This window comes from Paenarthrobacter sp. NPDC018779, from assembly GCF_044391085.1.
GTDB lineage: Bacteria > Actinomycetota > Actinomycetes > Actinomycetales > Micrococcaceae > Arthrobacter.
In genome coordinates this window covers 21,607-46,917 of record NZ_JBIRZS010000007.1, presented here as the reverse complement: position 1 = coordinate 46,917, position 25,311 = coordinate 21,607, and the positions used below count along the sequence as shown (strand labels likewise).

General features: G+C 63.9%; 26 protein-coding genes and 3 tRNA genes. 12 read left to right on the top strand and 17 right to left on the bottom strand.

Annotated features, from left to right (window positions below):
- Positions 1-52: 52 nt before the first annotated feature.
- Positions 53-1,669, bottom strand: a complete 1,617-nt coding sequence (locus ACH488_RS10015; RefSeq protein WP_397323924.1) for a cation acetate symporter — start codon at positions 1,667-1,669, stop codon at positions 53-55.
- Positions 1,666-2,046 (bottom strand): DUF485 domain-containing protein, encoded by a 381-nt coding sequence (locus ACH488_RS10010; protein ID WP_397323923.1) that lies wholly within the window; start codon positions 2,044-2,046, stop codon positions 1,666-1,668. The genes ACH488_RS10015 and ACH488_RS10010 overlap by 4 nt, the downstream gene beginning before the upstream one ends.
- Before the next feature lie 211 nt (positions 2,047-2,257).
- Here ACH488_RS10010 and ACH488_RS10005 point away from each other — a divergent pair, with 211 nt between their 5' ends.
- The 5 genes from ACH488_RS10005 to ACH488_RS09985 are packed head-to-tail and all read left to right on the top strand — an operon-like array spanning position 2,258 to position 6,728.
- Entirely contained in the window at positions 2,258-3,436 is a 1,179-nt protein-coding gene (locus tag ACH488_RS10005; RefSeq protein ID WP_397323922.1) for a sensor histidine kinase, read from the top strand.
- A 15-nt stretch (positions 3,437-3,451) separates the two neighbouring features.
- Positions 3,452-4,171, top strand: coding sequence for a LytR/AlgR family response regulator transcription factor (locus ACH488_RS10000; protein WP_397323920.1), 720 nt, complete (start codon positions 3,452-3,454; stop codon positions 4,169-4,171).
- Positions 4,168-4,521: a hypothetical protein gene (locus ACH488_RS09995; RefSeq protein WP_397323919.1), complete on the top strand. Its 354-nt coding sequence runs from the start codon at positions 4,168-4,170 to the stop codon at positions 4,519-4,521. Before ACH488_RS10000 ends, ACH488_RS09995 begins: the two co-directional genes overlap by 4 nt.
- A complete protein-coding gene (locus ACH488_RS09990) occupies positions 4,518-5,987 on the top strand; it encodes a cation acetate symporter (RefSeq protein WP_397323918.1) in 1,470 nt (489 codons plus the stop codon). Before ACH488_RS09995 ends, ACH488_RS09990 begins: the two co-directional genes overlap by 4 nt.
- Before the next feature lie 45 nt (positions 5,988-6,032).
- The gene (locus ACH488_RS09985) at positions 6,033-6,728 is read left to right on the top strand and encodes a hypothetical protein (RefSeq protein ID WP_397323917.1); all 696 of its coding nucleotides are present in this window, start codon (positions 6,033-6,035) and stop codon (positions 6,726-6,728) included.
- Here the strand turns inward: ACH488_RS09985 and ACH488_RS09980 are convergent.
- From ACH488_RS09980 to rpsB, 6 genes are all read right to left on the bottom strand, one after another.
- Entirely contained in the window at positions 6,725-7,309 is a 585-nt protein-coding gene (locus ACH488_RS09980) for a DivIVA domain-containing protein (protein WP_397323916.1), read from the bottom strand. The genes ACH488_RS09985 and ACH488_RS09980 overlap by 4 nt on opposite strands.
- 20 nt (positions 7,310-7,329) lie before the next feature.
- Complete coding sequence (locus ACH488_RS09975; protein ID WP_397323915.1) at positions 7,330-8,265, bottom strand: phosphatidate cytidylyltransferase; 936 nt, start codon at positions 8,263-8,265, stop codon at positions 7,330-7,332.
- A complete protein-coding gene (frr, locus tag ACH488_RS09970) occupies positions 8,265-8,822 on the bottom strand; it encodes a ribosome recycling factor (RefSeq protein WP_397323913.1) in 558 nt (185 codons plus the stop codon). Before frr ends, ACH488_RS09975 begins: the two co-directional genes overlap by 1 nt.
- 102 nt (positions 8,823-8,924) lie before the next feature.
- Positions 8,925-9,662 carry a UMP kinase gene (gene pyrH, locus ACH488_RS09965; RefSeq protein WP_397323912.1) on the bottom strand — a complete coding sequence of 246 codons (738 nt, stop codon included), beginning with the start codon at positions 9,660-9,662 and terminating at the stop codon, positions 8,925-8,927.
- A 122-nt stretch (positions 9,663-9,784) separates the two neighbouring features.
- Positions 9,785-10,621: a translation elongation factor Ts gene (gene tsf, locus ACH488_RS09960; protein ID WP_397323911.1), complete on the bottom strand. Its 837-nt coding sequence runs from the start codon at positions 10,619-10,621 to the stop codon at positions 9,785-9,787.
- Between the two features lie 121 nt (positions 10,622-10,742).
- A complete protein-coding gene (rpsB, locus tag ACH488_RS09955; protein WP_397323910.1) occupies positions 10,743-11,579 on the bottom strand; it encodes a 30S ribosomal protein S2 in 837 nt (278 codons plus the stop codon).
- A gap of 396 nt (positions 11,580-11,975) precedes the next feature.
- Here rpsB and ACH488_RS09950 point away from each other — a divergent pair, with 396 nt between their 5' ends.
- On the top strand, positions 11,976-12,497 hold the full coding sequence (locus ACH488_RS09950) for a M23 family metallopeptidase (RefSeq protein WP_397323908.1): 522 nt from the start codon (positions 11,976-11,978) through the stop codon (positions 12,495-12,497).
- A gap of 5 nt (positions 12,498-12,502) precedes the next feature.
- Here ACH488_RS09950 and ACH488_RS09945 read toward each other — a convergent pair whose 3' ends face one another.
- The 6 genes from ACH488_RS09945 to ACH488_RS09920 form a co-directional block, all read right to left on the bottom strand.
- Positions 12,503-13,693 carry an acyl-CoA dehydrogenase family protein gene (locus ACH488_RS09945; RefSeq protein WP_397323907.1) on the bottom strand — a complete coding sequence of 397 codons (1,191 nt, stop codon included), beginning with the start codon at positions 13,691-13,693 and terminating at the stop codon, positions 12,503-12,505.
- Between the two features lie 180 nt (positions 13,694-13,873).
- A tRNA-Ile gene (locus ACH488_RS09940) sits at positions 13,874-13,947 on the bottom strand.
- Between the two features lie 84 nt (positions 13,948-14,031).
- The gene (locus ACH488_RS09935) at positions 14,032-15,228 is read right to left on the bottom strand and encodes a glycosyltransferase (protein WP_397323906.1); all 1,197 of its coding nucleotides are present in this window, start codon (positions 15,226-15,228) and stop codon (positions 14,032-14,034) included.
- A gap of 109 nt (positions 15,229-15,337) precedes the next feature.
- A complete protein-coding gene (locus ACH488_RS09930; RefSeq protein WP_397323905.1) occupies positions 15,338-16,240 on the bottom strand; it encodes a DMT family transporter in 903 nt (300 codons plus the stop codon).
- Entirely contained in the window at positions 16,240-16,863 is a 624-nt protein-coding gene (locus ACH488_RS09925) for a CDP-alcohol phosphatidyltransferase family protein (RefSeq protein ID WP_397323904.1), read from the bottom strand. The genes ACH488_RS09930 and ACH488_RS09925 overlap by 1 nt, the downstream gene beginning before the upstream one ends.
- Positions 16,864-16,910: 47 nt before the next feature.
- Positions 16,911-17,759 carry a phage holin family protein gene (locus ACH488_RS09920; RefSeq protein ID WP_397323903.1) on the bottom strand — a complete coding sequence of 283 codons (849 nt, stop codon included), beginning with the start codon at positions 17,757-17,759 and terminating at the stop codon, positions 16,911-16,913.
- 173 nt (positions 17,760-17,932) lie between these two features.
- On the opposite strand from ACH488_RS09920, the gene ACH488_RS09915 reads away from it, so the two are divergent.
- Entirely contained in the window at positions 17,933-19,162 is a 1,230-nt protein-coding gene (locus ACH488_RS09915) for a multidrug effflux MFS transporter (protein WP_397323902.1), read from the top strand.
- A gap of 21 nt (positions 19,163-19,183) precedes the next feature.
- Here the strand turns inward: ACH488_RS09915 and ACH488_RS09910 are convergent, their stop codons facing one another.
- Entirely contained in the window at positions 19,184-19,684 is a 501-nt protein-coding gene (locus ACH488_RS09910) for an HPP family protein (RefSeq protein ID WP_397323901.1), read from the bottom strand.
- 98 nt (positions 19,685-19,782) lie between these two features.
- On the opposite strand from ACH488_RS09910, the gene ACH488_RS09905 reads away from it, so the two are divergent.
- The 5 genes from ACH488_RS09905 to ACH488_RS09885 all read left to right on the top strand — a co-directional run bounded on the left by ACH488_RS09905 (position 19,783) and on the right by ACH488_RS09885 (position 24,965).
- On the top strand, positions 19,783-20,388 hold the full coding sequence (locus ACH488_RS09905) for a TetR/AcrR family transcriptional regulator (protein WP_397323900.1): 606 nt from the start codon (positions 19,783-19,785) through the stop codon (positions 20,386-20,388).
- Positions 20,389-20,441: 53 nt separating this feature from the next.
- A complete protein-coding gene (locus ACH488_RS09900) occupies positions 20,442-20,621 on the top strand; it encodes a glycine zipper domain-containing protein (protein ID WP_397323899.1) in 180 nt (59 codons plus the stop codon).
- An 84-nt stretch (positions 20,622-20,705) separates the two neighbouring features.
- Positions 20,706-23,204 (top strand): bifunctional lysylphosphatidylglycerol flippase/synthetase MprF, encoded by a 2,499-nt coding sequence (locus tag ACH488_RS09895; RefSeq protein WP_397323897.1) that lies wholly within the window; start codon positions 20,706-20,708, stop codon positions 23,202-23,204.
- Between the two features lie 22 nt (positions 23,205-23,226).
- Entirely contained in the window at positions 23,227-24,510 is a 1,284-nt protein-coding gene (locus ACH488_RS09890; protein WP_397323895.1) for an alpha/beta hydrolase, read from the top strand.
- Positions 24,511-24,557: 47 nt separating this feature from the next.
- Positions 24,558-24,965: a hypothetical protein gene (locus ACH488_RS09885; protein ID WP_387433762.1), complete on the top strand. Its 408-nt coding sequence runs from the start codon at positions 24,558-24,560 to the stop codon at positions 24,963-24,965.
- A gap of 63 nt (positions 24,966-25,028) precedes the next feature.
- Here ACH488_RS09885 and ACH488_RS09880 read toward each other — a convergent pair.
- Positions 25,029-25,101, bottom strand: a tRNA-Asn gene (locus ACH488_RS09880).
- A gap of 116 nt (positions 25,102-25,217) precedes the next feature.
- Positions 25,218-25,290: transfer RNA gene (locus tag ACH488_RS09875), tRNA-Asn, on the bottom strand.
- Between the last annotated feature and the right edge of the window lie 21 nt (positions 25,291-25,311).

The following is a 25,311-nucleotide window of genomic DNA, read 5'->3' as shown; positions in this document are numbered from 1 at the left end:
GAAAGAGCCCCCGCTGCCGGTATGGCGGCAGGGGCTCCCGTTCGTGGACGGCTTAGTGGTTCACCGCCTTCTCGGCGCCGACGCCGGTCAGCGAGCGCACTTCCATTTCGGCCTGCTTGGCCGCATCCTCCTTGCGCTTGTCCAGCACGGTTCCCAGCCAGCCAAGGAAGAAGGCCAACGGGATGGAAACGATGCCCGGGTTGCTCAACGGGAAGAACGCGAAGTTGGCTCCTTGGATCATGGAGGTTTTGGCACCCGAAACAACGGGCGAGAAAGTGATCAGCAGGATCGCCGCGGCGAGGCCTCCATACATGCTCCAGACCGCGCCCTGGGTGGTGAACCTGCGCCAGAACAGCGAGTAGATGATGGTTGGCAGGTTGGCTGAAGCGGCGACGGCGAAGGCGAGCGCAACGAGGAACGCAACGTTCTGTCCGTTGGCGAAGATGCCTCCAAGGATGGCCAGGATGCCGATCACCACCACGGTGCGTCGGGCCACCTTGACCTCGGTGGTGGCGTCCGCCTTGCCCTTGGAGATGACATTCGCGTAGATGTCATGGGCGAAGGACGCCGCGGCGGTGATCGTCAGGCCGGCCACCACTGCCAGGATCGTGGCAAAGGCGACGGCGGAAATGAAGCCCAGGAGCAGCGGTCCGCCCAGATGGAAGGCCAACAACGGAGCAGCCGAATTGACGCCGCCGGGGGCCGACTTGATGGTTTCGGCCCCTACCAGCGCGGCAGCACCGTAGCCGAGCACCAGGGTGAAGAGGTAGAAGAGCCCGATCAGCCAGATGGACCACACCACGGACTTGCGTGCCTCCTTGGCAGTGGGAACGGTGTAGAAACGCATCAGGACGTGCGGCAGGGCAGCGGTCCCGAGGACCAGTGCCATGCCCAGGGACATGAAGTCGAGCTTGGACGTCTCGGTCTTGCCGTACTGCAGGCCCGGGTTGAGCACTGCGGGATTGTTGGCGGTCTCGGCAGCGGAGCCGAGGAGGCTGGACAGGTTGAACCCGTAGATCGCCAGGACCCAGGCCGTCATGACGGCCGCACCGGCGATGAGCAGGATGGCTTTGATGATCTGCACCCAGGTGGTGCCTTTCATGCCGCCGATCAGGACGTACATGATCATGAGGGCGCCGACGACGATAATCACCAGGGCTTGTCCGCCCCAGTCGCTGATGCCCAGGAGGAGCGAAATGAGGCTTCCGGCGCCGGCCATCTGTGCCAGCAGGTAGAAGAAGCACACAGCCAGGGTGGACAGGGCGGCTGCGATGCGGACCGGGCGTTGCCGCAAGCGGAAGGAAAGGACGTCCGCCATGGTGAACTTGCCGGTGTTCCGGAGCAGTTCGGCCACCAGCAGCAGCGCAACAAGCCACGCCACGAGGAAACCGATGGAGTAGAGGAAACCGTCGTAGCCGTTGATGGCGATGGCACCCGTGATACCCAGGAAGGACGCCGCGGACAGGTAGTCGCCGGCGATCGCCGTTCCGTTCTGCGACCCCGTGAAGGATCGTCCTGCTGCGTAGTAGTCGGCTGCGGTCTTGTTGTTCCGGCTCGCCCGGAAGACGATCACCATGGTGACCGCCACGAAGAGGGCAAAGATGCCCATGTTCAGGAGCGTGGAGTCTTTCAGGGCAGAAACCTCCACTGCGGGGACCATGGTGTTCATTGGGCTCCCCCGCGGGTCATGGTGCCGGACTTGTCGAACTCGTGCCCTTCGATCTCATTGCGGATTTCGGCGGCGATGGGGTCCAGCTTCCGGTTGGAGTAGCTCACGTACCATGCGGTGATGCCGAACGTGGTGACGAATTGGAGCAGGCCCAGGATCAGGCCGACGTTGATGTTGCCCCAGACCTTGATGGACATGAAGCCCACCGCATAGTCGGCCAACAGGACGTAGGCGAAGTACCACAGCAGGAACGCTGCCGCCATGGGGAACACGAAGCTCCTGTGCCGCTTCCTCAGTGTCTTGAACCGTTCCGTTTGCTGGACTTCCTGGAAGTCCACGGACGCCGCGGCGTCCTGGGGTTGGGCTTCATTACCCATGGGTTCCTCCTGGTTGTGGTGTGTCCACATCGGCACCGTCTGCGTTACCAGCTCCTGCACGCCAATGTGACTCCCCTCACTATCGAACGCCGTCCAAGGCTGGTTCCAGCACCCGGGACCAAGCCGTCGCTCAACGGTCCCCCTGCTGCGCCGAACGGCGGGAGGCGGGTGCCGGCGTCGTAGTTTCGCCTGATTGGCTACGCTAGGCTCCATGCCCGATTCCCCGCTCTTCACCGCGGCCGCAATAGCCGTGATCGTGCTGGCCGTCGCCGTGGTGGTGGGTGTCGGCCTGAAGGTGGTCCGCTCCTTCCGGGACCTGGGCACCGATGCCGAGCGCGCCACTTACAACACCCTCCATGCCGCCTCGCGCGCCGGGCAGCACCTCCGCGGCGGATTGACGGAAACAGGGGCCGCCAAGGCCAGCAAACAGTTGCGGACCCTCCTGGCCTGTGATGCATTGGCCATCACGGACACCGGATCGGTGCTGGCGTGGGACGGAGTGGCAGAGGACCTGAAGCCCCTCCTGATGGGCCTTGCCACGGACGTCCTGACGAGCGGGCGGACGGCGGTTGTCCCGCACGCCGCAAACACCCCCGGAAGCTACAGCGCCGTCATCGCCCCGATCCGTGCCGATTCCCGCGTGGTGGGCTCCGTCGCAGCGTTGGCACCAGTGGCCGGAGCAGGCCTGGTCCGGGCCACCAGCGAGGTAGCGGACTGGATCGGCACGCAGCTTGAGCTGGCGGAACTGGAATCCTCCCGGACCCTCCTCATGGAGGCAGAGGTCCGCGCCTTGCGTGCCCAGATCAGCCCCCACTTCATCTACAACTCGCTGAACGCCATCGCGTCCTTCATCAACACCGATCCCGCCCGTGCCCGGGAACTCGTGGTGGAGTTCGCCGACTTCACCCGCTACTCGTTCCGACGCCACGGAGACTTCACCACGGTGGCCGAGGAGTTGCGGTGCATTGACCGCTACCTGCTCCTCGAACGGGCGCGCTTCGGTGAACGGGTCCAGGTCAGCTTGCGCGTGGCCCCCGAAGTCCTGAGCACTGTCATACCGTTCCTCAGCATGCAGCCACTCGTGGAAAATGCCGTCCGGCACGGCCTCGAGGCCAAGGAAGGGCCGGGCCACATCACCATTTGCGCCAACGATTCCGGGGCCTTCGCCGAGGTGACCATCGAGGACGACGGCGTGGGGATGGATCCGGAGCACCTGCGGTCCGTCCTCGCCGGACACATCGACGGGGACCATGTGGGGCTCCGGAACGTCGATGCCCGGCTCCGGCAGGTCTACGGCGACCAGCACGGTTTGGTCATTGAAACCGCCCCCGGCGAGGGCACGCTGATCACCATGCGGGTGCCCAAGTCCCAACCGGGCCATGACGCGTGAGGCTAGTCTTTAAGCATGATCAACGTGCTCGTCGCTGATGACGAACTGCCCGCCGTGGAGGAATTGGCCTTCCTGCTGGGGCGCGACGGCCGGATTGGCGCCATCCACCGGGCATCGTCCGGCGCCGAGGCCCTTCGTACCCTTGAGAACGAGTCCGTTGACGCTGTGTTCCTTGACATCCATATGCCTGCTTTGTCAGGCCTGGACATCGCCCGCGCCATTTCCCGCAGCAGCAACCCGCCCGCCGTCGTTTTTGTCACCGCCGACGAGGACTGTGCCCTGGAGGCTTTCGACCTCGCCGCGATCGACTATCTGCTGAAGCCTCTTCGGGCGGAGCGCCTGGCCCGTTCCGTGGACCGGATCAGCGAGCTCATCAAGGACGGCGCACCGGCTCCTGAGATGATCACGGTGGACCTTGGCAGCACCACCCGGATGATCCGCCGGGACGACGTCAGCTACGTCCAGGCCCAGGGTGACTACGCCCGGCTCCACACGGCCGAGGCAAGTTATCTGATCCGCGTGCCGCTCAGCGACCTCGAACAACAATGGGCCGAGGCCGGCTTCATCCGCATCCACCGCAGCTACCTGATCGCCCTCAACCACGTGGGACACCTGAAGCTCTCGGCAAGCGGCCCCAGCGTCACAGTGGCGGGCGCCGAGCTGCCCATCAGCAGGCGGCACCTGCCCGCCGTCCGCGACAAGCTGCAGGCCACGCGCCCCCGGCCGCAAGGATGACGCGCGTTCGGGTCACGGCGCCACAGCAGGCAGCCAGGACGACCCCCGGAAAGTCCCTGGATGCCGGAGAGGACTCCGATGCCGGGCAGGTCTTCATCCGATCCTTGGTCCGTTCACAACTGCGCCTGGCCTTGGTGGTGGGCTGCGGCTTCCTGCTGATCCTGGCGGCCTTTGCCGCCTTGCTGGTGTACGGACCCGGCGTGGCGGAGACCCGGGTGTTCGGGATTCCCCTCGACTGGCTCCTGCTGGGGGCAGGCATCTACCCGGTGATCGGCCTCAGTGCCTGGCTGTTTACCCGGGCGGCCGCGCGGAACGAGGCCCGGTACCGCGATCTTGTGGAGGACAAGTGAATCCGGTGGTTGGCTTGGCCGCCTTCGTCGCCGTTTCACTCGCGACGGCGGCAATCGGCTTCTATGGCCTGCGCGTCTCCCGCACCACGGGCGACTTCTATGTGGCCTCCCGCACGGTGCGGCCGTGGTGGAACGCTTCGGCCATCGGTGGCGAGTACTTGTCCGCCGCGAGCTTCCTGGGAGTGGCCGGCCTCATCCTGCTGTCCGGGACGGATGCCCTCTGGTTTCCCGTGGGCTACACCGCCGGCTATCTGATGCTCCTGCTCTTTGTCGCCGCTCCCCTCAGGCGTTCGGGCGCCTACACCATCCCCGACTTCACCGAGGCGCGCCTCGATTCGAAAGCCGTCCGCCGGGTCACCAGCCTGGTGGTGGTGGCCGTCGGCTGGCTGTACATCGTTCCGCAACTGCATGGCGCCGCCCTCACCATCCGCATCACCACTGGACTGCCGTCGTGGGTAGGTTCGACGGCGGTGGTACTGGTTGTGTGCCTCACGGTGGTGGCAGGCGGCATGCGGTCCATCACGTTCGTCCAGGCCTTCCAATACTGGTTGAAACTGACCGCCCTGGCGGTTCCCGTGGTTTTCGTCCTGCTGGTCCTCGCCGGAAGCGGCACTTCGCCGGAGGCGCCGTTGCCCGTCAATCCCACCGGCCAGGCTGCCGCAAGCGCGTACCAGAACATCTCGTTGATGGTGGCCCTGCTGTTTGGCACCTTGGGGCTCCCCCATGTCCTGGTGCGCTTCTACACCAATCCGGATGGGCAGTCTGCCCGGCGCACCACCCTGATCGTGCTCGGCCTGCTCTCCGTTTTCTATCTCTTTCCCACGCTGGCCGGGGCCGTAGGCCGAGTGTTTGCCCCCGAGCTTGCCCGGGCCGGGCAGTCGGACGCCTTGGTGCTTTTGCTTCCCGGAAAGCTGGTAGGTGGTCCTGCGGGCGATCTCTTGTCCGCCTTGGTGGTGGCAGGGGCTTTCGCCGCTTTCCTGTCCACCACGTCCGGACTGGTTGTCTCGCTGTCCGGGGTCATCAGCCAGGACCTTTTTGGCGGCAGCGTCCGCGGTTTCCGCCTCGCAGCGCTGCTGGCCGCCGTTGTTCCCCTGGGTTTTGCCCTCATGACTGACACGCTGGCACTGGCCGGAAGCGTGGGCCTGGTGTTCGCCTTTACGGCCTCAACCATTTGCCCCGTCCTGCTCCTGGGGATTTGGTGGCGCGGACTGACCGATGCGGGCGCCATCGCCGGCATGGTAACCGGTGGGCTGCTCTGTGGCGGAGCCATGGTGGCCGGCACCGCGCTGGGTGCGGCAACGGCTCCAGCCTGGCTGGCCCAGCCTGCCGCATGGACCGTTCCGGCCGCCTTCGCTGCAACCATCGGCGTCTCCCTGGCCACCAAGGGCAGGATCCCGTCGTCGGTGAACCGCGTGATGACCCGGCTCCACGTTCCCGAACGGCCCGTAGCCACGGAACGCCCCTGACCAACACCCGTTGTCCGCGGACCGCACAAGGTGGACAATGTGGCCATGTCCCAACAGCCGGGACCGGCCGAATCCGAACCGCCCGCCGCCCAGCCGCCTACCTCGCCCAGCATCAGGGCCCAACTGCTGGCCACGGAACACTGGAGCCTGCTGGCTTCCCGAAGCACCACCCAGGGCGAAGTCCTCACGCGCATCAGCATGTTCCTCACCTTCACCTCGGCGAGCCTGCTCAGTGTTGCTTTGGTGGGCAACGCCACCCAGTTCTCGGACGCTTTCCGGGCCTTCGCGCTGACCATCCTCAGCATCGATGTGCTGGTGGGACTGCTCACCCATGTCCGCGTCATGAGCGTCGGCATGGAAGACCTGATGTACGTCATCGCCATGAACAGGCTTCGGGCGGCCTATGTGGACCTGGAACCCGGGATCGCACCGTACCTGATGGCCTCCTACACCGACGACGAAGCGGGCGCCAGGCGAACCTATTACTTCCTTGGGGCGCGCAGGGACTTCACGCAGGTTGCCGGAAGCAGCATGGTGTTCATGGGCACGGTCAATGCAGCGCTCATCGGACTGCTGGTGGGGTCTGCCTTGCTGATCGCCGGGGTGGCCATGCCACTGGCCGTTGGCATAGCCATTCTTGCGGCACTGGCGTTCTTTGCCACGTCACTGCTGCGTGGAAAGCGGCGGTACGACGAGGTGTGGCGGAACAACCCGCCGATCGCACCAGGCCACCGGGATTAGTCGATGGCGGCCATCAGCTCGACCACGCGGTCCAGGAAAGCATCCACCTGGGCTTCCTCGTAGCCGGCATCGCCCTTGGCTGCGCGGAACACGGCACGGCGGACGGTATCCACGCTCAGGGCTTGGTCGTTTTCCAGGTAGCCGATGAGCTGCACGCACAGGGCGTCGACGTCCTGGACGTTGTAGCTGCGGGCCTTCTTCCGGGCGGGCCGCCGGAAGCGTTCCCCGTCCGGCCGGTGCAGGCGGCCCCGGAGCACGCCGGAGAGCTTGCCGATCTGGCGCAGCCAGGCTTCCTCGCCCTGCTGGTTGATCAGGTCATCACGTTCCCGGCGTGCAAACGCATCCTCGAGGCGGTCCAAGGCCGCATCAACGCTGTGCGCGTCATAGCCGCCCTTGACGGGATCGAACGCTACATCGCGTACATCGCTGCTGGCAACGTGCTCCGCAGCTCCAACGGGATTCTCGAACGAATTGCGGGCGCGGTTCAGGAAAGCGTCCACCTGCTTGGCGTTGTAGCCGTACTTGCTCCGCTCCACACGGTCGAACGTTGCGGGAATCTGGCGTCGAATATCCAAAGCCATCAATTATCCTTCGTTGGTTGTCAGACGCCGCTGAGCAGCGCGAACAGAACATAGGCCACAGGGGCGGCGAACACGATTGAATCCAGGCGGTCCATCACGCCGCCGTGGCCCGGGAGGATGCTGCTCATGTCCTTGACGCCGAGTTCGCGCTTGACCATGGACTCGGCGAGGTCACCGGCCGTGGCAGCGGCAACCATGCCGATGGCCAGCACCAAGCCAACCCACCACGGCTTGTCCAGGATGAACAGGCACGCCAGCACGCCAATCACCATGGCGCCACCAACAGAACCCGCGAAACCCTCCCAGGATTTCTTGGGGCTGATCTTTGGGGCCATGGGGTGCTTCCCGAACGAGGCTCCCACAATGTACCCGAAGGTGTCGTTGGCTACGACAAGCAACAGCATGGTGGCGATCTGCCAGGCCCCGCCGGGAATGCCCTCGGGCCAGAATCCCACCGGCGTGGCGCCGCCGCTTGAATGCAGGGGCAAAGCGGCGAAGCTGATCAGGAAGGGCACCCACGCGAGAGTGAAGACTCCCGCGAAGACGCTGCGGGGTGCACCGGCAGCGCTTTCGATGGACCGCCACAGGAGCACGGCCACGCAACTCGCCACCATGGTGAAAAGCAGGCCTTCGAGACCACCAAAGAAAGCCGAAACAGGCAGCGCGAGAGTGCCCGCCATCACCGGAACCACGGGCATGCGGGTACCTTGGGCTTCAAGCGCCCGGTAGACCTCCCACACACCCATCACGGCGAATGCCGTCACCAGGAGGACAAAGCCCAGGGGCAGGAACAGCAGTCCCCCCAGGACGGCGATGAGCATGGCAAGTCCGACGCCGATGGCGGCCGGCAGGTTGCGGCCCGCCTTCGGCGTGGGGTTCCCGCGCGGACGCCTGGCGTCCTTGCGGGTTTCGCGTGTCGGGGCCCGCTCAGCGGGCGCCGGCTCTGCCTGGTTCATCAGACCTCGAGCAGCTCGGCTTCCTTGCGCTTGAGCAGCTCGTCGATGCTGTCGACGTGCTGCTTGGTGAGGGCATCCAGTTCCTTCTCCGCACGTGCGCCCTCGTCCTCACCGGCTTCGCCGTCCTTGACGAGCTTGTCCAGGGAGTCCTTGGCCTTGCGGCGGATGCTGCGGACAGAGACCTTGGCGTCCTCACCCTTGCCCTTGACGATCTTCACGTACTCCTTGCGGCGCTCCTGGGTCAGTTCCGGGATGGTCACGCGGATGACGTTGCCGTCGTTGGACGGGTTGGCCCCAACCTCGGAATCGCTCAAGGCCTTTTCAATATCGCGCAGGGCGGACTTGTCGTAAGGGGTGATCAGGATGGTGCGGGCATCCGGCACTGCGAAGGAAGCCAGCTGCTGCAGCGGAGTGGGCGTGCCGTAGTATTCCACGATCACCTTGTTGTAGAGCCCGGGGTTGGCCCGGCCCGTACGGATCGAGGCGAAATCCTCCTTGGCTACCTCAACCGCCTTGTCCATCTTTTCGCCGGCTTCGAGCAAGGTTTCTTCGATCACGGGGTCTCTCTCCTCAAATAGTCGCTGCCCGGCTTCGGGCGGCCATGCACAGTAAAGTTCCGCCACCAAGGGCGGATGGTCCTGGAAATATCCTAGCCGCTGCTACGGAGTAACCAGCGTTCCCAGCGTTTCCCCGCGGATGGCGCGGGTAACGTTGCCCTCGCCTTCCATGCCGAACACCACCATGGAGAGCTTGTTGTCCTTGCACATGGTCATGGCAGTCTGGTCCATCACGCGGATGTCGCGGCGCAGAGCGTCGTCGTAGCTGAGGACGTCGAGTTTCTCGGCGGCCGGGTCCTTCTTGGGGTCTGCGGTGTAGACGCCATCCACGCCACTCTTGGCCATCAGGACCACGTCAGCGTGGACCTCGAGGGCACGCTGCGCCGCAACGGTGTCCGTGGAGAAGTAGGGCAGTCCGGCGCCGGCACCGAAGATGACCACGCGGCCTTTTTCCATGTGGCGGATGGCACGGCGGGGAATGTAGGCCTCGGCCACCTGGCCCATGGTGATGGCGCTCTGCACACGGGTCTCGACGCCGGCCTGCTCCAGGAAGTCCTGAAGGGCAAGGCAGTTCATGACCGTACCGAGCATGCCCATGTAGTCGGCACGGGAACGGTCCATCCCGCTCTGTGAGAGTTCGGCGCCGCGGAAGAAGTTGCCTCCGCCCACCACGATTGCTACTTCGACGTCGGAAACGGCGGCGGCGATCTGCTTGGCAATGGCACGTACGGTTTCGGGATCGACGCCGAGCTTGCCTCCGCCGATGACCTCGCCGGAAAGCTTCAGAAGCACACGGCGGCGGGTCTTCTCGGGCTGGATTGCAGTGTTGTCGGTTTCCATGGTGCCTTCCCGTTGGTGGACTTTGGCTAGATTACAGTGCTGTGGGTCCGTACAGGTACTTACCCGGACGGGTGCATGAAAAAGGGGCGGCCACCGAAGTGACCACCCCTTTTCATGACTTGCTAGTTTCCGACGCGGAAACGGGTTACTGCGGTTGCCTTGACGCCGGCCTCTTCGAGGACCTGTGCAACGGTCTTCTTGGAGTCCTTGGCGAATGCCTGGTCCAGCAGTACTTCACCCTTGTAGAAGCCGGTCACGCGGCCTTCGACGATCTTGGTGAGGGCTGCTTCCGGCTTGCCTTCGGCCTTGGCGGTCTCTTCGGCGATGCGGCGCTCGGACTCGACGAGCTCGGCCGGAACGTCCTCGCGGGTGAGGTAGTTCGGAGCCATGGCTGCAACGTGGACGGCGACGTCGTGTGCGGCGGTGGCAGCGGCTTCGCCTTCACCGTCAACAGCGAACAGAACGCCGACCTGCGCCGGGAGGTCCTTGGAGGTCTTGTGCAGGTAAGCGTCAACCGTGGTGCCCTCGATGCGGGAGATACGGCGGACAACAACCTTTTCGCCGAGGACTGCGCCCTCTTCGATGACGACGTCGGCAAGCTTCTTGCCATCGACCTCGGTGGCGAGCAGGGTCTCGAGGTCGGCAGCGCCGGACTCGACTGCTACGTCGAGGACCTTGTCAGCCAACTGGATGAACTTGTCAGCCTTGGCAACGAAGTCGGTCTCGCAGTTGACCTCGATCATTACGCCCACGCCGCCGGTGACCTTGGCAGCAACCAGGCCCTCCGCGGTGGAGCGGCCTTCGCGCTTGGTAGCGCCCTTGAGGCCCTTGATGCGGATGATTTCGATGGCCTTCTCGGCGTCACCGTTGGCCTCGTCAAGAGCCTTCTTGACGTCCATCATGCCGGCGCCGGTGCGCTCACGCAGGGCCTTGATGTCAGCAGCAGTGTAGTTCGCCATGTGAACCCCTCTGTGTAGAAATTTTTGTGTTTACGTACTGACAGGACGGCAACCCACCCCGTGGGCCGCCATCCTGTCAGTTGCCCCCGATGCGGTAGCCCGCCTCAGGGAAGGTCCAGATTTACTTGGCTTCGGCTTCGCCGGCTGCAGCCTCAGGAGCCTCGGCTGCTTCAGCGGCCGCTGCTTCTGCCTTGCTGCCTTCGAGGAGCTCGCGTTCCCACTCGGCCAGCGGCTCTTCCGGAGCTTCGGTGGTGCCGGTGGCGCGCTGGTTGCGGGCGATGAGGCCCTCAGCAACGGCGTCGGCAACAACGCGGGTGAGCAGGTTGACGGAGCGGATGGCGTCGTCGTTGCCCGGGATCGGGAAGTCGACCTCGTCCGGATCGCAGTTGGTGTCCAGGATGGCAACAACCGGGATGTTCAGCTTCTTGGCTTCGTCAACGGCCAGGTGTTCCTTCTTGGTGTCAACAACCCACAGAACGGAAGGAGCCTTGGTCAGGTTGCGGATACCACCGAGGTTGGACTCAAGCTTGGTGAGTTCGCGCTTGAGGAGCAGGAGCTCCTTCTTGGTGTAACCCGAGCCTGCGACGTCCTCGAAGTTGATCTCTTCGAGTTCCTTCATGCGCTGGATACGCTTGGCAACGGTGGAGAAGTTGGTGAGCATACCGCCCAGCCAACGCTGGTTCACGTACGGCTGGCCAACGCGGGTAGCCTGCTCGGCAATTGCTTCCTGGGCCTGCTTCTTGGTGCCGACGAACAAGACGGTGCCGCCGTGGGCGACAGTAGCCTTGACGAACTCGTAAGCGCGGTCGATGTAAGACAGCGACTGCTGGAGGTCAATGATGTAGATGCCGTTGCGCTCGGTGAAGATGAAGCGCTTCATCTTCGGGTTCCAACGACGGGTCTGGTGTCCAAAGTGGACGCCGCTGTCAAGCAGCTGGCGCATGGTTACGACGGGCATGCCGACGCTCCTTCCGGCAGGTCATTCATGAGAGAACCCATGGGGCGCTCTTACCCTGCCAATAGTTGACGGTTGTTTAGCCTTTGCCTCGGACGAGGCCGGCTCCTGGCATCCATTGCACTTCCCATCCGGCACAAGGCCGGACCGCAGGAGGCACAATCCTCCGCAGCCTGAAGCCACAAGGCTTCGCTGGTGGAGGGCAGGATACGCGTAGTCAGTCTGAGTCCCCCGCACATCTGAATGAGACATGCTCCTGAACAAGCTTGAGGGCACAGCAAACTGCTCCACTTAGTGTACTACAGCGGACCCACTCTTTTGACCGGCCATCGAGGCCGCTTGTCCACATAGGGCGCCGCGCAGATGGCTCCACACCACGGCGTGCGGGAGCCTTGGGGAATGGCCATCACCAAGCTTATTCCCCTGGTCCTTGCCGCCCTGCTGGCCGGCCCCATCGACGCTCCCACTCCGGCTCCGGCTCAACAACACTGGGCCTGGCCGCTCTCCCCCAAGCCATCCGTCCGGCGGACGTTCGATCCGCCGGACAAGCCGTGGCTCAGCGGGCACCGCGGCGTGGACTTGGGAGCAGAGCACGACGGCGGTTTGGTCACCACCGGGGCGGCGGTCACCTCCCCCGCCGACGGCGTTGTCACGTTTGCCGGGGTGGTGGTGGATCGACCCGTCCTCACCATTGACCACGGCGGCGGGCTCCGCAGCAGCTTCGAACCGGTGACCAGCGAACTAAAGCCCGGCGACCACGTAGCTAAGGGCGACACCATCGGTACCGTGGCCGCCGCTTCCGGATCAGGCCATTGCCCCGGCACATGCCTGCACTGGGGTGTCCGCCGCGGCGAGGAGTACATCAACCCCTTGGGATTGGTTCAGGACCTCCGGCCCTCCATCCTCCTGCCGCTGGACTGAGTGCCTCAGACGATGGCCGAGACTCCCGTGATGGCGCGGCCGGTCACCAGGGTGTTGATCTCGTACGTTCCCTCGTAGGAGTAGATGGCCTCAGCGTCAGCGAAGACCTTTGCCATGCCGTAGTCCGTGACAATGCCGTTGCCACCAAGGATGCTCCGGCCCAACGCGACGCTTTCGCGCATGCGGGCGGTGGTAAAGGCCTTGGCCAGCGCGGACTGTTCATCCCGGGCCACACCGGCGTCTTCCAGTTGGGCCAACCGCACCATCATGCCCATGGATGCCACGGCATTGCCCAGGATCTGGACCAACTGGTCCTGAATAAGCTGGAAGGCTGCCAGGGGGCGGCCGAACTGCTGGCGCTCCACCGCGTAGCTGCGGGCAATGTCGAAGGCAGCAAGCTGCAGTCCCACAGCTTGCCATGCCACGGCCAGGCGCGTGACCTTAAGGACCTTGTTGGTGTCGCGGAAGCTGTTGGCATGGGCAAGCTTGAAGAACTCCGGGACCACCACATTGTCCATCGTGATGTCGGCATTCTGGACGGTGCGCAGTGAAATCTTGTTCTCGATCTTGCTGGCGGAGAAACCCGGAAGGGATGTGTCCACCAGGAAGGCCTTGACCTGGTTGTCCTCCACGTCCTTGGCGTAGATAACCACCCAATCGGAGAACGTGGCGTTGCCGATCCAGCGCTTGGCGCCGTTGAGTACCCAGGTGTCACCCTCGCGCCGGGCAGTGGTGCGCGTACCACCGGCCACATCGGATCCGCCGAGCGGCTCGGTCAGGCCGAAAGCGCCGATCTTCTTGAGCGAGTAGATGTCCGGCAGCCAGGCATCCTTCTGCTCCTGGGAAGCCAAGGCTTCTATGGAGCCCGTGAACAGGCCGTCGTGCACGCCCATGAAGGTAGCGATCGATGCATCTGCCCTTGTGACTTCGGCATGGAGGATGCCGGCAAAGAGGTTTGAGTAACCCTGCCTTCGGACCGGGCTCACGAGGTCGAGCTCGGCAAGCTTGGGGATCAGCTCCATGGGAAACTCGCCGCGGTTCCAGCAGTCCACCGCTACAGGCTTGACCTCCCGCGCCAGGAACTCGCGGACTTCTGCCAGGCGGTCCTGCTCCTTGCCGGTCAGCAGTTGCTCGAAGGCATAGAAGTCGCCATCGGCATACGGAAGGTTCGAGGGGTCGAAGGCGGGGTTGGGCATGTTCTCTCCTTCAGGGAGTGGTCCGCGATTGACCACGTCAGGGCAGTGAAAGTTACCGGCGAGTAAATGTTACTGACCAGTAACTTACCTCATTGACCCACCCCCCGCAACGCAGAACACCCCGGACAGCAAAAAGGAGCCGTGGCCGACGTTTCAACGTCAACCACGGCTCCCGTAATGTAGGGCTACTCGGACTTGAACCGAGGACCTTAGGATTATGAGTCCCGCGCTCTAACCAGCTGAGCTATAGCCCCGTGGATGCCCGGGAAGCCGCCGCAAAGCAGCCCTTCCGGGCAAAGCACTCCAGCAATTCTAATAGCTGTGAAGGAGTGCTTTTGTCACACCACCTTGTCCTCGTACGTGGCCCCGCGGTACAGGTCCTCGAACGTTTGCAAGGTGCCGTTGATGCTGTGCGGCTCAACCATTTCGCGGCTGACTTTACCCATGGCCTTCAATTGGTCCTCCGGCAGTTCCACGAGCGTGGTGATCTTGGCGGCCAGCTCTGTGCTGTCGTTCGGCGTGAACAAGTACCCGTTCTCGCCGTCACGGACCAGGTGCGGCAGGGCCATGGCATCGGCCAGCAGCACAGGCGTTGAGGCTGACATCGCCTCGAGGGTCACCAGCGACTGCAGTTCAGCCGTACCGGGCATGCAGAAGATATCGGCCTTGATGTAGGCCGCCCGCAGGTCGTCGTCGCTGGCAAGGCCCAGGAACTTGACCCTGTCGCCCAGCCCCAGCCGGGCCACCTGGGCCTCGAGGGCTGGCCTGACCTCGCCGCCGCCAACGATTTCCAGGTGGATGTTGAGTTCCCGGGGCGTCTTGGCCACGGCATCGATCAGCACGTCGACGTGCTTCTCCTCGGCCAGGCGCCCGGCGAAGAGGACCGTGGGGTGGGGGTGCGGCTCCATGGTTTCGCCCTGCTGGAGTTCGTAGGCCGCGGAGTCGATGCCGTTGGACAGTGGCAGCACCTTCCGCAGGAACGCGTGCTGGTGCATGGCCTTGGCTGCAAGGGGCGTGGGAGTGGTGACAACGTGGGCCTGGCCCATGACCTTGCCCATGTCCTTCCACGAGATCCGGCCAATGATGTTCTTGAACCACTGCGGGAAGGGCAGGAACGGGTTGAGGTTTTCCGGCATGAAGTGGTTGGTGGCCACAATGCGGATGCCGCGCTTCACGGCCTCGTACAAGACGTGCTCGCCGATCATGTAGTGGCTCTGGATGTGCACCACGTCCGGTTGGACCTTGTCGAAAAGGAGGCTGATTTCCTTTTTGATCTCCCACGGAAAGCAGATCCGGAAGTACTCGTGCGTGGGGACGCTGTGCGAACGGAGCCGGTGGACGGTGGCCTCGTCACGGAATTCCGTGAAGCTCTTTCCCTTGTCCTGCCGGCAGGCCAGCACGTGCACGTTGTGACCGCGCGCCGTCATTCCCTTGGCCAGGCGGTAGCCGAACTGGGCGGCTCCGTTGACGTGCGGCGGGTACGTGTCCGCCGCGATCAGGATGGTAAGGGGTTTGTTGGTGTCGGGAATGGTCACGATGGAGAACTCCTGATGGTCACGGTGCGGACAGCATGAGTGGTGGCAATGCTGCGGTGTCGCCGGTTTGCCGGGCCGCCGAGGCGGTGGCGCAAGGTGGTGCACTCCCCTAGGCCTTACGGTGTGGTCCCTTCGCGTCCTTCTTGCGCTTGGTGACTTCCGGGTGGTGGCGGCTCAGGGCAATAACCCCCACGATAGCAAGGACAGCCGCCGCAGCCATGGCGATTGCCATGACGGCGTGGACATCGGGACGAAGCTCACCCAGGATGACGATGCCGATCGCAATGCCCACCATGGGGTCGATCACGGTCAGCCCGGCGATCACCAGGTCCGGTGGGCCGCTGGAATAGGCGCTCTGCACGAACCACGAGCCCAGGCCACCGGCCGCGGCGATGGCAATCAGGGTGTACCACTGGACGTTGAGCAGGAACAGTCCGTTGGGATCCAGCAAATGCTTGCCGATGATGCGGGTCAGGACGGCCACGAAACCGAACAAGACGCCCGCGCCGAGGATGTAGACGAAGGCACTCATACGGTGCTTGAAGAGGACAGCGAGCGTACCGAACAGGCCTACTGCCAACGCCAGGAGCAGGACGATCGTCAACTCGTCTTCGCCGCTCACATGGTGGTTTTCCTGTGTCACGTTCACGGCCAGCAACACGAACAAGGCCGAGCCTGTCACGCAGGCGGAGATGGCCACCACCGTGGCGCGGTTGATGCTGAGCCCTTGGTCCTTGGCGTTGACCACCGTGGTGATGACCAATGCGATGGCGCCGATCGGCTGAACCACCGTCAATGGCGCAGAAACCAGGGCGATCGCGTTCGCCGCCATGCCCAGGCACAGCAACAGGAGCCCGAACATCCAGCGCGGATTGCGGAGCAGCCGGAGGAAGCCGTTGGAGCTGAGCGCCAAACCGCCGGTATCGGCCTTGACCGCGCTGCCCTGGCGCTGGGCGCCAACGGCGAGGAAGAATGCGCCAAGCACCGCAAGGAAAACCGCAAGCCACACCATCAGCCGCGCCCGCCGTCGTCGTTCTGCAGTTCCTTGCCTTTCCGCAGGATGGCCCAGAAGTAGTTGTAGGCAGCGATCCAGTGCCCCACCAGCCCCATTCCGAGGAACGTCCAGGCGGCAACAAAATAAACGTCCGTGAATGGCAACGGCAGCTTGGACAGTACCAGCAACGGGGTGCCCAGGAGCAGCAGGGCCGTGCGGATCTTGCCGACCACGCTGACGGGCAGGTCCGGGTGGTTCCGGAAGTAGATCAGTGAAGCTATGGCCAGGATGGCGTCCGGCACTACCAGCGCGGCCAGGTACCACCACTGCACGACGCCGGCAATCGCCAGGGTGACCGCCACGGCTATCAGGGCCGCACGGTCCGCCATGGGATCCAGGATCCTGCCAAGTTTGGACGTCTGGTCGAAGCGGCGGGCGATGTACCCGTCAACCCAGTCCGTGCTGCCCATGACCACCAGGACCAGGACGGCGAAACCGTACTCTTTCTGGGCAAGGACCAACCAGACGAAGAGCGGGACGCCCATGAAACGCAAAACGGTCAGGACGTTGGGAACCGTGAAGATGAGGTCGTGATCCACTTGGGGACGGTCAGGGCGTGATCCAGCACCGATCAGCCTCATGTTGTCCCCCTTCCCCTCGTTTTCAGTGTGTGCGGTGCGTCAGAGTGCTATTTCTTCAGCAACTTGCGCAACGCAAACACAAAAACGGCTGCGGCTGCCCCGAAGGCGGCCAGGTCCTTCCAGCGGGCCTTGATGCGCCCGGCCAGGTCCTCGGGGACGGATTCGCTGACGCCTGCGAACCTGGCGGCGGCGAACTCCCGTCCTTCCTGGAGCTTCTGTTTGGTGCTGTCCAAGAGGGCCTGGCCTTGCTTCTTGACGTCCAGCTGCTCACCGAGCTCGTCGCGGACGCCGGTGAGGTGCTCACGGCGCTTGTCCAGCCGGCGGCGCAGTTCGGCTTCCGTGGGCGCCTTGACCGCGTCGGCTTCCTTGGCAGCTTCCTTGGCTGCTTTCTCTGCCTTGGCCTTTTCAGCCGCAGCCTCTTTCGCGGCCTTCGCCGCCTTGGCTGCAGGCGAGTTGGGATCAAGGATGGATTCGTCGAAGGCCGAACCTTCCTTGGCGATGCCAAGATCATGCTTGATGCCGCGGATGGTGTCCTCGGGAACCAACGGCATGGCCTTCTTGAACTTGGCAACCCCGATGAGGGCACCGAGTGCCACGATCAAGAGGAAAACGGCGGAAACAATCAAAGCGGCCAACCAGCCCGGCATGATGGTAGCCAGACCGAGGATGGCGGCCACCACCAGGGCGATGACCAAGAGTGCCAGGAACACCAGCGCGACACCAAAGAAGGCACCGGCAACACCAACCTGAGTCGCCTTGCGCTTAAGCTCAACCTTGGCCAGCGCGATCTCGTCGTTGAGTTGCCGTGGAGCCAGCCGCGCAACAAGCTTGAGGGTTTTCGGCAAAGTACGGATGGCCGGACCTCTACCTGTCCGGCTGGTGTGACGTCCACTCATGGGTTCCGCCTAACTGCTTCCTCTGGGCTTCGTGATGGGCAAACGCGGCTAAAAAGCAGGCCACGGGCACCTGACCTCAAAACTATCATTCAGGTTCCTGCTCACCTTCCGCGTGTCTGTCCGCGGCGCGCCCCCACGGGGCTAAAAAATCTGATGTTTCGGCCATAGGATAGATGATCGTGACGAACCCCATAGCCCCGGGCGATTCCCTGAGCCGACGCGAAAAACTTGTCTACATAGTTCTGCTGGGCGCGCTCACGGCGTTGGGCCCTTTTACGGTGGATCTCTACCTCCCTGCTTTCCCTGCCTTGGAGGACAGCTTTGGCGTGTCGGCAGCGGCTATCCAACTGACGCTGACGGGTACCACGGTGGGCTTCGGACTGGGACAGTTGGTGGTGGGCCCCTTCAGTGACAAGTTCGGGCGGCGCCTTCCGCTGATCCTCGCCACGGCCCTCCACATCGGCTCCTCCCTGGGCGCTGCACTGTCCACGGACATCGGACTCCTCTCCTTGTTCCGCGTGCTCATGGGCATTGGTGCTGCCGGTGGCGGCGTGGTGGCCATGGCCATGGTGCGTGACCTGTTCCATGGCTATGCGATGGTCCGGATGTTCTCCCGGATGTCACTGGTGAACGGACTGGCGCCGATCCTTGCGCCGATCATCGGTTCGCAACTGCTGCTGGTGTTCCCGTGGCCCGGCATCTTCATCTTCCTGGCCAGCTACGGGACGCTGGTGATCGTGGCGGCCGTATTCTTCATCAAGGAGACGCTGCCGGCCGAGCAGCGCGGCACATCGGATGTCACGGTGGGCCAGAGGTACAAGAAGGTCCTGACGGACCGTGTCTTCGTGGGCATGCTGATGGTGGGAAGCCTGAACTTCGGTGGCTTATTCGCCTATCTCTCGGCATCCACGTTCCTGTTCCAGGACATTTACGACTTCTCCGCCCAGGAATACGGGCTGCTCTTCGGCGTCAATTCCCTGGGCATCGTGGCCGGCGTCCAGATCAGCTCCCGGCTGATCAAACGCGTGGCACCCCAATGGATCGTCGCGGGGGCCACCCTGTTCCTCCTGCTCATGGCCGGCCTGATCGTGGTCCTGGACCTGCTGCACGTAGGCCTGTGGGGCATCCTCATCCCGTTGTGGTTCTACATTTTCGCCACCGGGTTCATGTTCCCGTGCGTCCAGGTGCTCTCCCTGGCCAACCACGGCGCCCAGGCCGGAACCGCGGCTTCCATGCTTGGGGCTGCGCAGTTCCTCATGGCAGGCGTTGTTCCCCCGGTGGTGGGATGGTTGGGCGTCAGCTCTGCCGTTCCCATGGGCACGGTCCAGGCGGTCTGCATCGCGGGCGCCATCGCGGCCCTTTGGCTGGTGGTCCGGCCGCGGACGGTACCTTCAATCCACTGAGCTGCAACGTCACCGCCGCCCCTACCACCAATAGCTCGGATACGCCGCGCCCTTGACCCTTGCTCGGATTAATCCGAAGAGCACCAGGACTGCCGCTGCCAGCAGGACGCAGGCCACGAACGCCAGCTGGCCGCTTTCCGCCGTGGCGCCGATGGCTGCCGTGGCAGCTGCCGGAGAGTGGGCGGTGCGCGTCAGTAACATCGCGCCGAGCGCCACGCCTCCGGCGACGGCCGCAACCCACAATGAGTGGCTCCACAGTCCGAACAGCACCCCAACGGACGCCGAGATCATCTGGCCCCCGATGACGTTGCGGGGCTGCGACAGTGGCAACGCCGGAGCACCTGCAACCAGCGCCATGCTCGCAGCCATGGGCGGCAGGAAAAGCAGATGCCCGGAGAGCAACCCCAGGCCCACCAATGCCATGAGGGCAAGGGTCGAGGTGAAGGTGGCCACGAGAAGGGTGCCGGCGGACAGCCTGGCGGGCGCCCGACTGGCAAGAAAGAGTTTGAGCGAAGATCCCATGGGTGCTCCTGTTCTATTGCGAGAACGATCGTTCTCATGTGTTTGCTAGAGTAGAGAACGCACGTTCTCAACGCAAGTCGAAAGGCAAATGGAACCCCATGCCGGAGCAGTCACCTACCGGGCCACTGACAGATACCGACAGGTTGCTGGATGCCGCCGAGGTCCTTTTCTACGAAAACGGTTATCAGTCAGTGGGGATGGATGCACTGCGTGAGGCGTCCGGCCTGCCCCTCAAGCGCATCTACTCGCTCTTCAAGGGCAAGGACTCGATCGCCGTGGCAATGCTCGACCGTCGGGACGACCGCTGGCATGCCTCGCTCGCGGATCACGTGGACCACGAAAGCGAACCCGAGGACCGCGTCATGGCAATCTTCGATTGGTTGGGGGCGTGGCTGGCGGGTGACGGTCATCGCGGCTGCGCGTGGATCAACGCTTTCGGCGAGCTGGGTGGAACCTCACCGGGCGTCCTTGAGGCGGTACGGCACCACAAGACCCGGCTCCGGGCGTACGTGGAAAGTGTCGTGGCCGAAGCTCCCGGGTCACAGCAGGTGGCTGATGCGGTCTTCCTGTTGATCGAGGGGTGCATGGTAAGCGCGGGGATCTCGGGTGACCCCGCCGGTGCCACCACACAGGCCAAGCGTGCCGCCCTCATCCTCCTGCGCAACAACCACCGTTCCGACGCTCCCCAAGCCGGGCCAAGGTGACTCCACTGGCCGTGCTGGAGAGTTCCGTCGGGCAGGCCCCATAGGCTGGGACCATGACGAAAAAACCGCACCGCAACGGCCGGGGGCTGTTCCTCGGAGCCGTGCTTGGCGCCGTCGTCGGGGCCCTGCTTGGCCGCATGGCCGGAAGCGCACTCTTCGGGGCGATCCTTGGCGCGGTGATCGGGGCAGCCCTGCTGTACCGGGTCAACCCCGGCCCTTGGAACCGGCAGTAGCCACACCTCCCCATCCGGGCCCCGGCAAGGCAGAATGGTGGCCAGCCGGGGTTACCCGTGCAACACCTGTGAAGGGGACATCACATGAGTGCGGCTGTGGGTTTGAGGGGTACGGTACGCGGCGCGGCTGCCTTGCGAAGGTTGCCGCTGACGCTGGGACTCATCGCGATCCTGTGGATCATCGGAGCAGTTACGGGAAGCGTGCTGGCCGGGCCAAGCGAGCCGCTCCTGGAGCAGGTGGGCCTGGGCCTGGCCGTGGAACCTGGACCGTGGTGGTCCGTATTCACCTCAGGATTTTTCGCGTCATCATTACTGGACTACCTGGCTTGCACCGCGATGATCCTGGTTGCGGTGGGGATCGCCGAACGCACCATGGGACCTTGGCTGGCCCTGGCGGCGTTCGTGGCAGGAACCGCGCTCAGCGCCTTGGTGGTGGTTGTCCTGGTGGAGTTCGGCACGGACAACAGCGACCAATGGCTCAGCTTCCTGGGCGGCGAATACGTGGTGGGTGCCTACGGTGGCGCGGCGGCCGCCCTGGGCTGCTCGACGGCGGCGCTTGAGGCCCTGTGGCGGCGGCGTCTCAGGACCTGGTTGCTTGCCGCCACGCTGATGTTCGCCTTGTTTGTTGGGGTGGCCCAAACGCTTCAGGCCTTGGCCGGTGCCGTGATCGGCATCCTGGCAGGTTGGGGCATCCAGTCCCTCGTCCTGCGGCGCAAGGCAGGCTCCTTCCATTCCTCGAGCCTTCGCGAAACCCGGTTCCTGGTGGGCACCGTGGTTGGCGTCTTCGCGTTGGGGCCGCTGCTGACCCAAGTGACGGGGACGTTGGAAGTGGGACCGCTTTCCGTGGTGTCCCAAGTGATGCTGCAGGCCAGTCCCACCATGGACGAAGTCCAGGAAGCCTGCGACAACGACAAGAGCTGCGTCACCCTGCAAAGCGTGGTGGGCGTCCAGAGCTTCGGGGCAACCATCCTCACCGTGATCCCCGTATTGCTGCTCCTGGTGTGCGCCGAAGGACTCCGCCGGGGACGCCGGCTGGCCTACAGGCTGACGCTGGCCATCCAGCTGTACCTGGCAGCCGTGACGACGTTCACCATCGTCCAGTACGCCACCGACCCGGAAGTGACGCTGGGCAGCGATGACGTGGGATTCCTGCTCCTTTATGCTGTGCCTGCCATCCTGGCACCGCTCATCATCGCTTTCCTCCTGCTCGGCAACCGCCACAAATTCCGGGTGGAATCGAGCGACGCAGGCTACCGTGTCCTGGGCAGGACCACCTTGGCCATGACCGGCGCAGCCGTGATCCTGTACTCAGCCTCCTGGTTCCTCGAAGGCAACCCTGACCGTTCCACTCCCTGGGACCTGCTGGGCCAGTTGACGCACATCCTGGTCCCTTTCCCGGTCCCGTTTGTCACCGAGCTCCCCCAAGGGCTTGTCAGCACCGTCCTGTACGGCCTTGGAGGGGACGTCATCTGGCTGTGTATCCTGCTGCTGGTCCTGAACAACTTCCAGCGGTTCAGGACGCTCGCTACGGATCCGGCCGCGGATCTGGGGCATGCCCGCGAACTCATTCACGACGGCGGCAACTCGCTTTCGTGGATGGCGCTCTGGGACAACAACCAGTACTGGTTCACTCCCGACCGCAAAGCGGGCCTTGCCTACCAGGTCCACAACGGCATAGCCCTGACGGTTGCGGGGCCGTTCGGAAGCAAGGAGCATCACTCCGGCGCGGCCACGGGGTTCCTGTCCCACTGCGCAACCCTGGGCCTCACGCCCTGTTTCTATTCGGCCACCGATGAGCTGGACGCGGCACTCCTGCCCCGGGACTTCCGCAAGCTGGAGGTGGCCGAAGAGACCCTGCTCAACGTACAGACCTTGACGTTCAAGGGGAAGGAGTGGCAGAACGTCCGGACGGCCTTGAACCGGGCAGAGAAGCTCTCCATCAAGGACCACTGGCACCACTACCACCTCATGCCTCCCGGGATCCGCGCGCAGCTGGCGGAGATCTCCGAAGAGTGGGTGGCTGACAAGGCCCTCCCGGAGATGGGCTTCACCCTGGGCGGACTCGATGAACTGAAGGATCCCGAGGTGCTCTGCTGCGTGGCCGTGGACGACGATGGCCTGGTGCACGGTGTCACCAGCTGGTTGCCGGTCTTCAGCGATGGAGTGGTGAGCGGCTGGACCCTGGACTTCATGCGGCGGCGCACCACAGGATTCAAGGGCGTCATGGAGTTCCTGATCGCATCGGCCGTGACCCACTTCAAGGAAGATGTCCCGCAGATCTCCCTGTCCGGCTCGCCGTTGGCCAACACGGGCTCCGCACCGGACGACGGCGACCACAGTGCACTGGACCGCGTCCTGGCACTGCTGGGCAACGCCTTGGAACCGATGTACGGCTTCAAGTCCCTCGCGGCCTTCAAGTCACGGTTCCAGCCGGAGCACCGCACCCTGTACATGTACTACCGGGATCCCCTGTCCCTGCCGGCGATCGGCTTGGCTGTGGGTTCCGCCTATCTCCCCGGCCTCTCCCCCGCGCAGAGCGCCGGATTGCTCCGCCAGATGGTAGCCAGGGAGGCGGCTGCATGAGCAAGGGACGGACGCAGCCGCTGTGAACGACATCCTGAAAATCGAGATCACCGGCCCTGTGGTCATGACGGTCGCCGTGGTGGTGGGCGTGGGCATGTTCCTGTTGCTCTTCCTCCGTCCCTCCTCGCGCTGGGCCATGACGGCGGTGCTGGGCATCTCCGTGGCTGCATTGGTGGGCTGGCTGACGGTGTGGCTGGTTGAGGACGTCATGGATGTGTTCCACGTGGGCCTCACTCCCCGGGTGTGGTTCTGGGTCATCACCGGCTTCGCGGCGCTGGGGCTGGCGATGGTGACATTCCGCCACAGTCCCCGGTGGCGGAAAGTGGCAGCAGCCATCTCCATTCCGGTTTTCCTGCTGGTCACGGCCTTGGGCGTCAATACCGAGTTCGGCCTGAACAACACCCTCGGCTCGGCGCTGGGCATTCCCACCGAAAGTCCCATCCAGCTGGAAAAGCCGAACCCCGATTCCTCCAACCCGGCGGGCCCTCTGTGGCAGGGCTGGAAACCGCCTGCCAACATGCCTTCCCAGGGCAAGGTGGGCACCCAGGTCATTCCGGCCACGGAATCCGGGTTCAACGCCCGCCCGGCCGGGATCTACCTGCCTCCCGCGGCCCTCACGGACAATCCACCCAAGCTCCCGCTGTATGTGCTCATGATGGGCCAGCCTGGCTTGCCGGACCCCCAGTACGTGTCCGCTGCTCTGGATGATTTTGCGGCGAAGAACAATGGCCTTGCCCCGATCGCGATCGTGGCCGACCAGATCGGCCCGGACCAGGACGACACCCTGTGCCTGGACACGGCAAAGTTCGGCAACGTGGAAAAGTACATCAACGTGGACGTGGTCAATTGGGCCAAACAGAACCTGAACATCCTCCCGGACCGCGACCACTGGACCATTGCCGGATACTCCAACGGTGGCCAGTGCGCCATCTCGTTCGCCGTGAAGTACCCGCAAATGTGGGGAAACGTGGTGGATATTTCAGGCGAGGAGTTCCCCGGCGCAGAGGATCCCGCAGGGAACCTCGAGGACATCTTCCACGGCGACCAGGCCGCCTACGACGCCCAAAAACCCATCAACATCATGAGGGGCAAACAGTTCCCGGACACCACTGCGGTTTTCACGGCCGGCTCGGACGATGTTGTGTACGTTGCCGCTGTCAAGGCCGTTTCGGCTGCGGCGAAGGCCTCCGGGATGACAGTGACGTACTACGAGGTGCCCAACGGCGGACACGTCGGCATTGCCTTGAACGCCGGGCTGGTCAAGGGTTTCGAGGTCCTCTACCCGCGCCTGGGATTGTCGCCGTAGGCACTGCGCCCCTGTTGTGGCGGGTGCCCGGACGATAAAGTTGAGGTGTGCCACATTGGCAAGAGCTGCAGCCGCTACCGGCACCATGGCAGCGTCGGGATGAGCGCATCCTGCCGCTGTGGTGGGACCGGCTGTGTTCCGTGACAAGTCCCCAATCAGCGGCCCTCTACGCCGCCGGCCTGTTCACCGACGATCGCCGCCGCCCCATCGCGCAGTGGTTCAATCCCGAGGCCGATGCCGCGCTGCTGGTGGCTCCCGAGACGTCACCGGAATGGCCGGTCCAGCGTTTCGGTATTTTCTATGCCCCACCGGGTGGAGGCTTCACGCGCGTGTACTCCGCACCGCACGAGTGGCACCCACGGGAACCGAGGACTCCGCCGACTGAGCAGGAAGCCTTCCTTGCCGCGGTGGCCGAAGCCTCGCGCTTCCTCCAGGTGGAGATGGACTTCGTCTGAGCTGATCAATCCGAGGAAAAAATGAACCCCGCACCGGCGTGTGGCCGGTACGGGGTCCGTGCGCTCCTCCGACTGGACTTGAACCAGTAACCCTTCGATTAACAGTCGAATGCTCTGCCAATTGAGCTACGGAGGATTGAAGCGGTAATTAGCTTAACAGGGCCCGGCCGAAAAGCGAAATCGACTCCGCATACCCCCTGGGGGTATAAAAACACCCCCATTCCGGAGATCCGGAACGGGGGTATTTGCGCGCTCCTCCGACTGGACTTGAACCAGTAACCCTTCGATTAACAGTCGAATGCTCTGCCAATTGAGCTACGGAGGATTGAAGCGGTAATTAGCTTAA

Bases quoted from the DNA above. Each gene is read 5' to 3' on its own strand.
- ACH488_RS10015 (WP_397323924.1), bottom strand. From the start codon at position 1,669: ATGAACACCATGGTCCCCGCAGTGGAGGTTTCTGCCCTGAAAGACTCC.
- ACH488_RS10010 (WP_397323923.1), bottom strand. From the start codon at position 2,046: ATGGGTAATGAAGCCCAACCCCAGGACGCCGCGGCGTCCGTGGACTTC.
- ACH488_RS10005 (WP_397323922.1), top strand. From the start codon at position 2,258: ATGCCCGATTCCCCGCTCTTCACCGCGGCCGCAATAGCCGTGATCGTG.
- ACH488_RS10000 (WP_397323920.1), top strand. From the start codon at position 3,452: ATGATCAACGTGCTCGTCGCTGATGACGAACTGCCCGCCGTGGAGGAA.
- ACH488_RS09995 (WP_397323919.1), top strand. From the start codon at position 4,168: ATGACGCGCGTTCGGGTCACGGCGCCACAGCAGGCAGCCAGGACGACC.
- ACH488_RS09985 (WP_397323917.1), top strand. From the start codon at position 6,033: ATGTCCCAACAGCCGGGACCGGCCGAATCCGAACCGCCCGCCGCCCAG.
- ACH488_RS09980 (WP_397323916.1), bottom strand. From the start codon at position 7,309: ATGGCTTTGGATATTCGACGCCAGATTCCCGCAACGTTCGACCGTGTG.
- ACH488_RS09975 (WP_397323915.1), bottom strand. From the start codon at position 8,265: ATGAACCAGGCAGAGCCGGCGCCCGCTGAGCGGGCCCCGACACGCGAA.
- pyrH (WP_397323912.1), bottom strand. From the start codon at position 9,662: ATGGAAACCGACAACACTGCAATCCAGCCCGAGAAGACCCGCCGCCGT.
- tsf (WP_397323911.1), bottom strand. From the start codon at position 10,621: ATGGCGAACTACACTGCTGCTGACATCAAGGCCCTGCGTGAGCGCACC.
- rpsB (WP_397323910.1), bottom strand. From the start codon at position 11,579: ATGCCCGTCGTAACCATGCGCCAGCTGCTTGACAGCGGCGTCCACTTT.
- ACH488_RS09950 (WP_397323908.1), top strand. From the start codon at position 11,976: ATGGCCATCACCAAGCTTATTCCCCTGGTCCTTGCCGCCCTGCTGGCC.
- ACH488_RS09945 (WP_397323907.1), bottom strand. From the start codon at position 13,693: ATGCCCAACCCCGCCTTCGACCCCTCGAACCTTCCGTATGCCGATGGC.
- ACH488_RS09930 (WP_397323905.1), bottom strand. From the start codon at position 16,240: ATGGTGTGGCTTGCGGTTTTCCTTGCGGTGCTTGGCGCATTCTTCCTC.
- ACH488_RS09925 (WP_397323904.1), bottom strand. From the start codon at position 16,863: ATGAGGCTGATCGGTGCTGGATCACGCCCTGACCGTCCCCAAGTGGAT.
- ACH488_RS09920 (WP_397323903.1), bottom strand. From the start codon at position 17,759: ATGAGTGGACGTCACACCAGCCGGACAGGTAGAGGTCCGGCCATCCGT.
- ACH488_RS09915 (WP_397323902.1), top strand. From the start codon at position 17,933: ATGATCGTGACGAACCCCATAGCCCCGGGCGATTCCCTGAGCCGACGC.
- ACH488_RS09910 (WP_397323901.1), bottom strand. From the start codon at position 19,684: ATGGGATCTTCGCTCAAACTCTTTCTTGCCAGTCGGGCGCCCGCCAGG.
- ACH488_RS09905 (WP_397323900.1), top strand. From the start codon at position 19,783: ATGCCGGAGCAGTCACCTACCGGGCCACTGACAGATACCGACAGGTTG.
- ACH488_RS09900 (WP_397323899.1), top strand. From the start codon at position 20,442: ATGACGAAAAAACCGCACCGCAACGGCCGGGGGCTGTTCCTCGGAGCC.
- ACH488_RS09895 (WP_397323897.1), top strand. From the start codon at position 20,706: ATGAGTGCGGCTGTGGGTTTGAGGGGTACGGTACGCGGCGCGGCTGCC.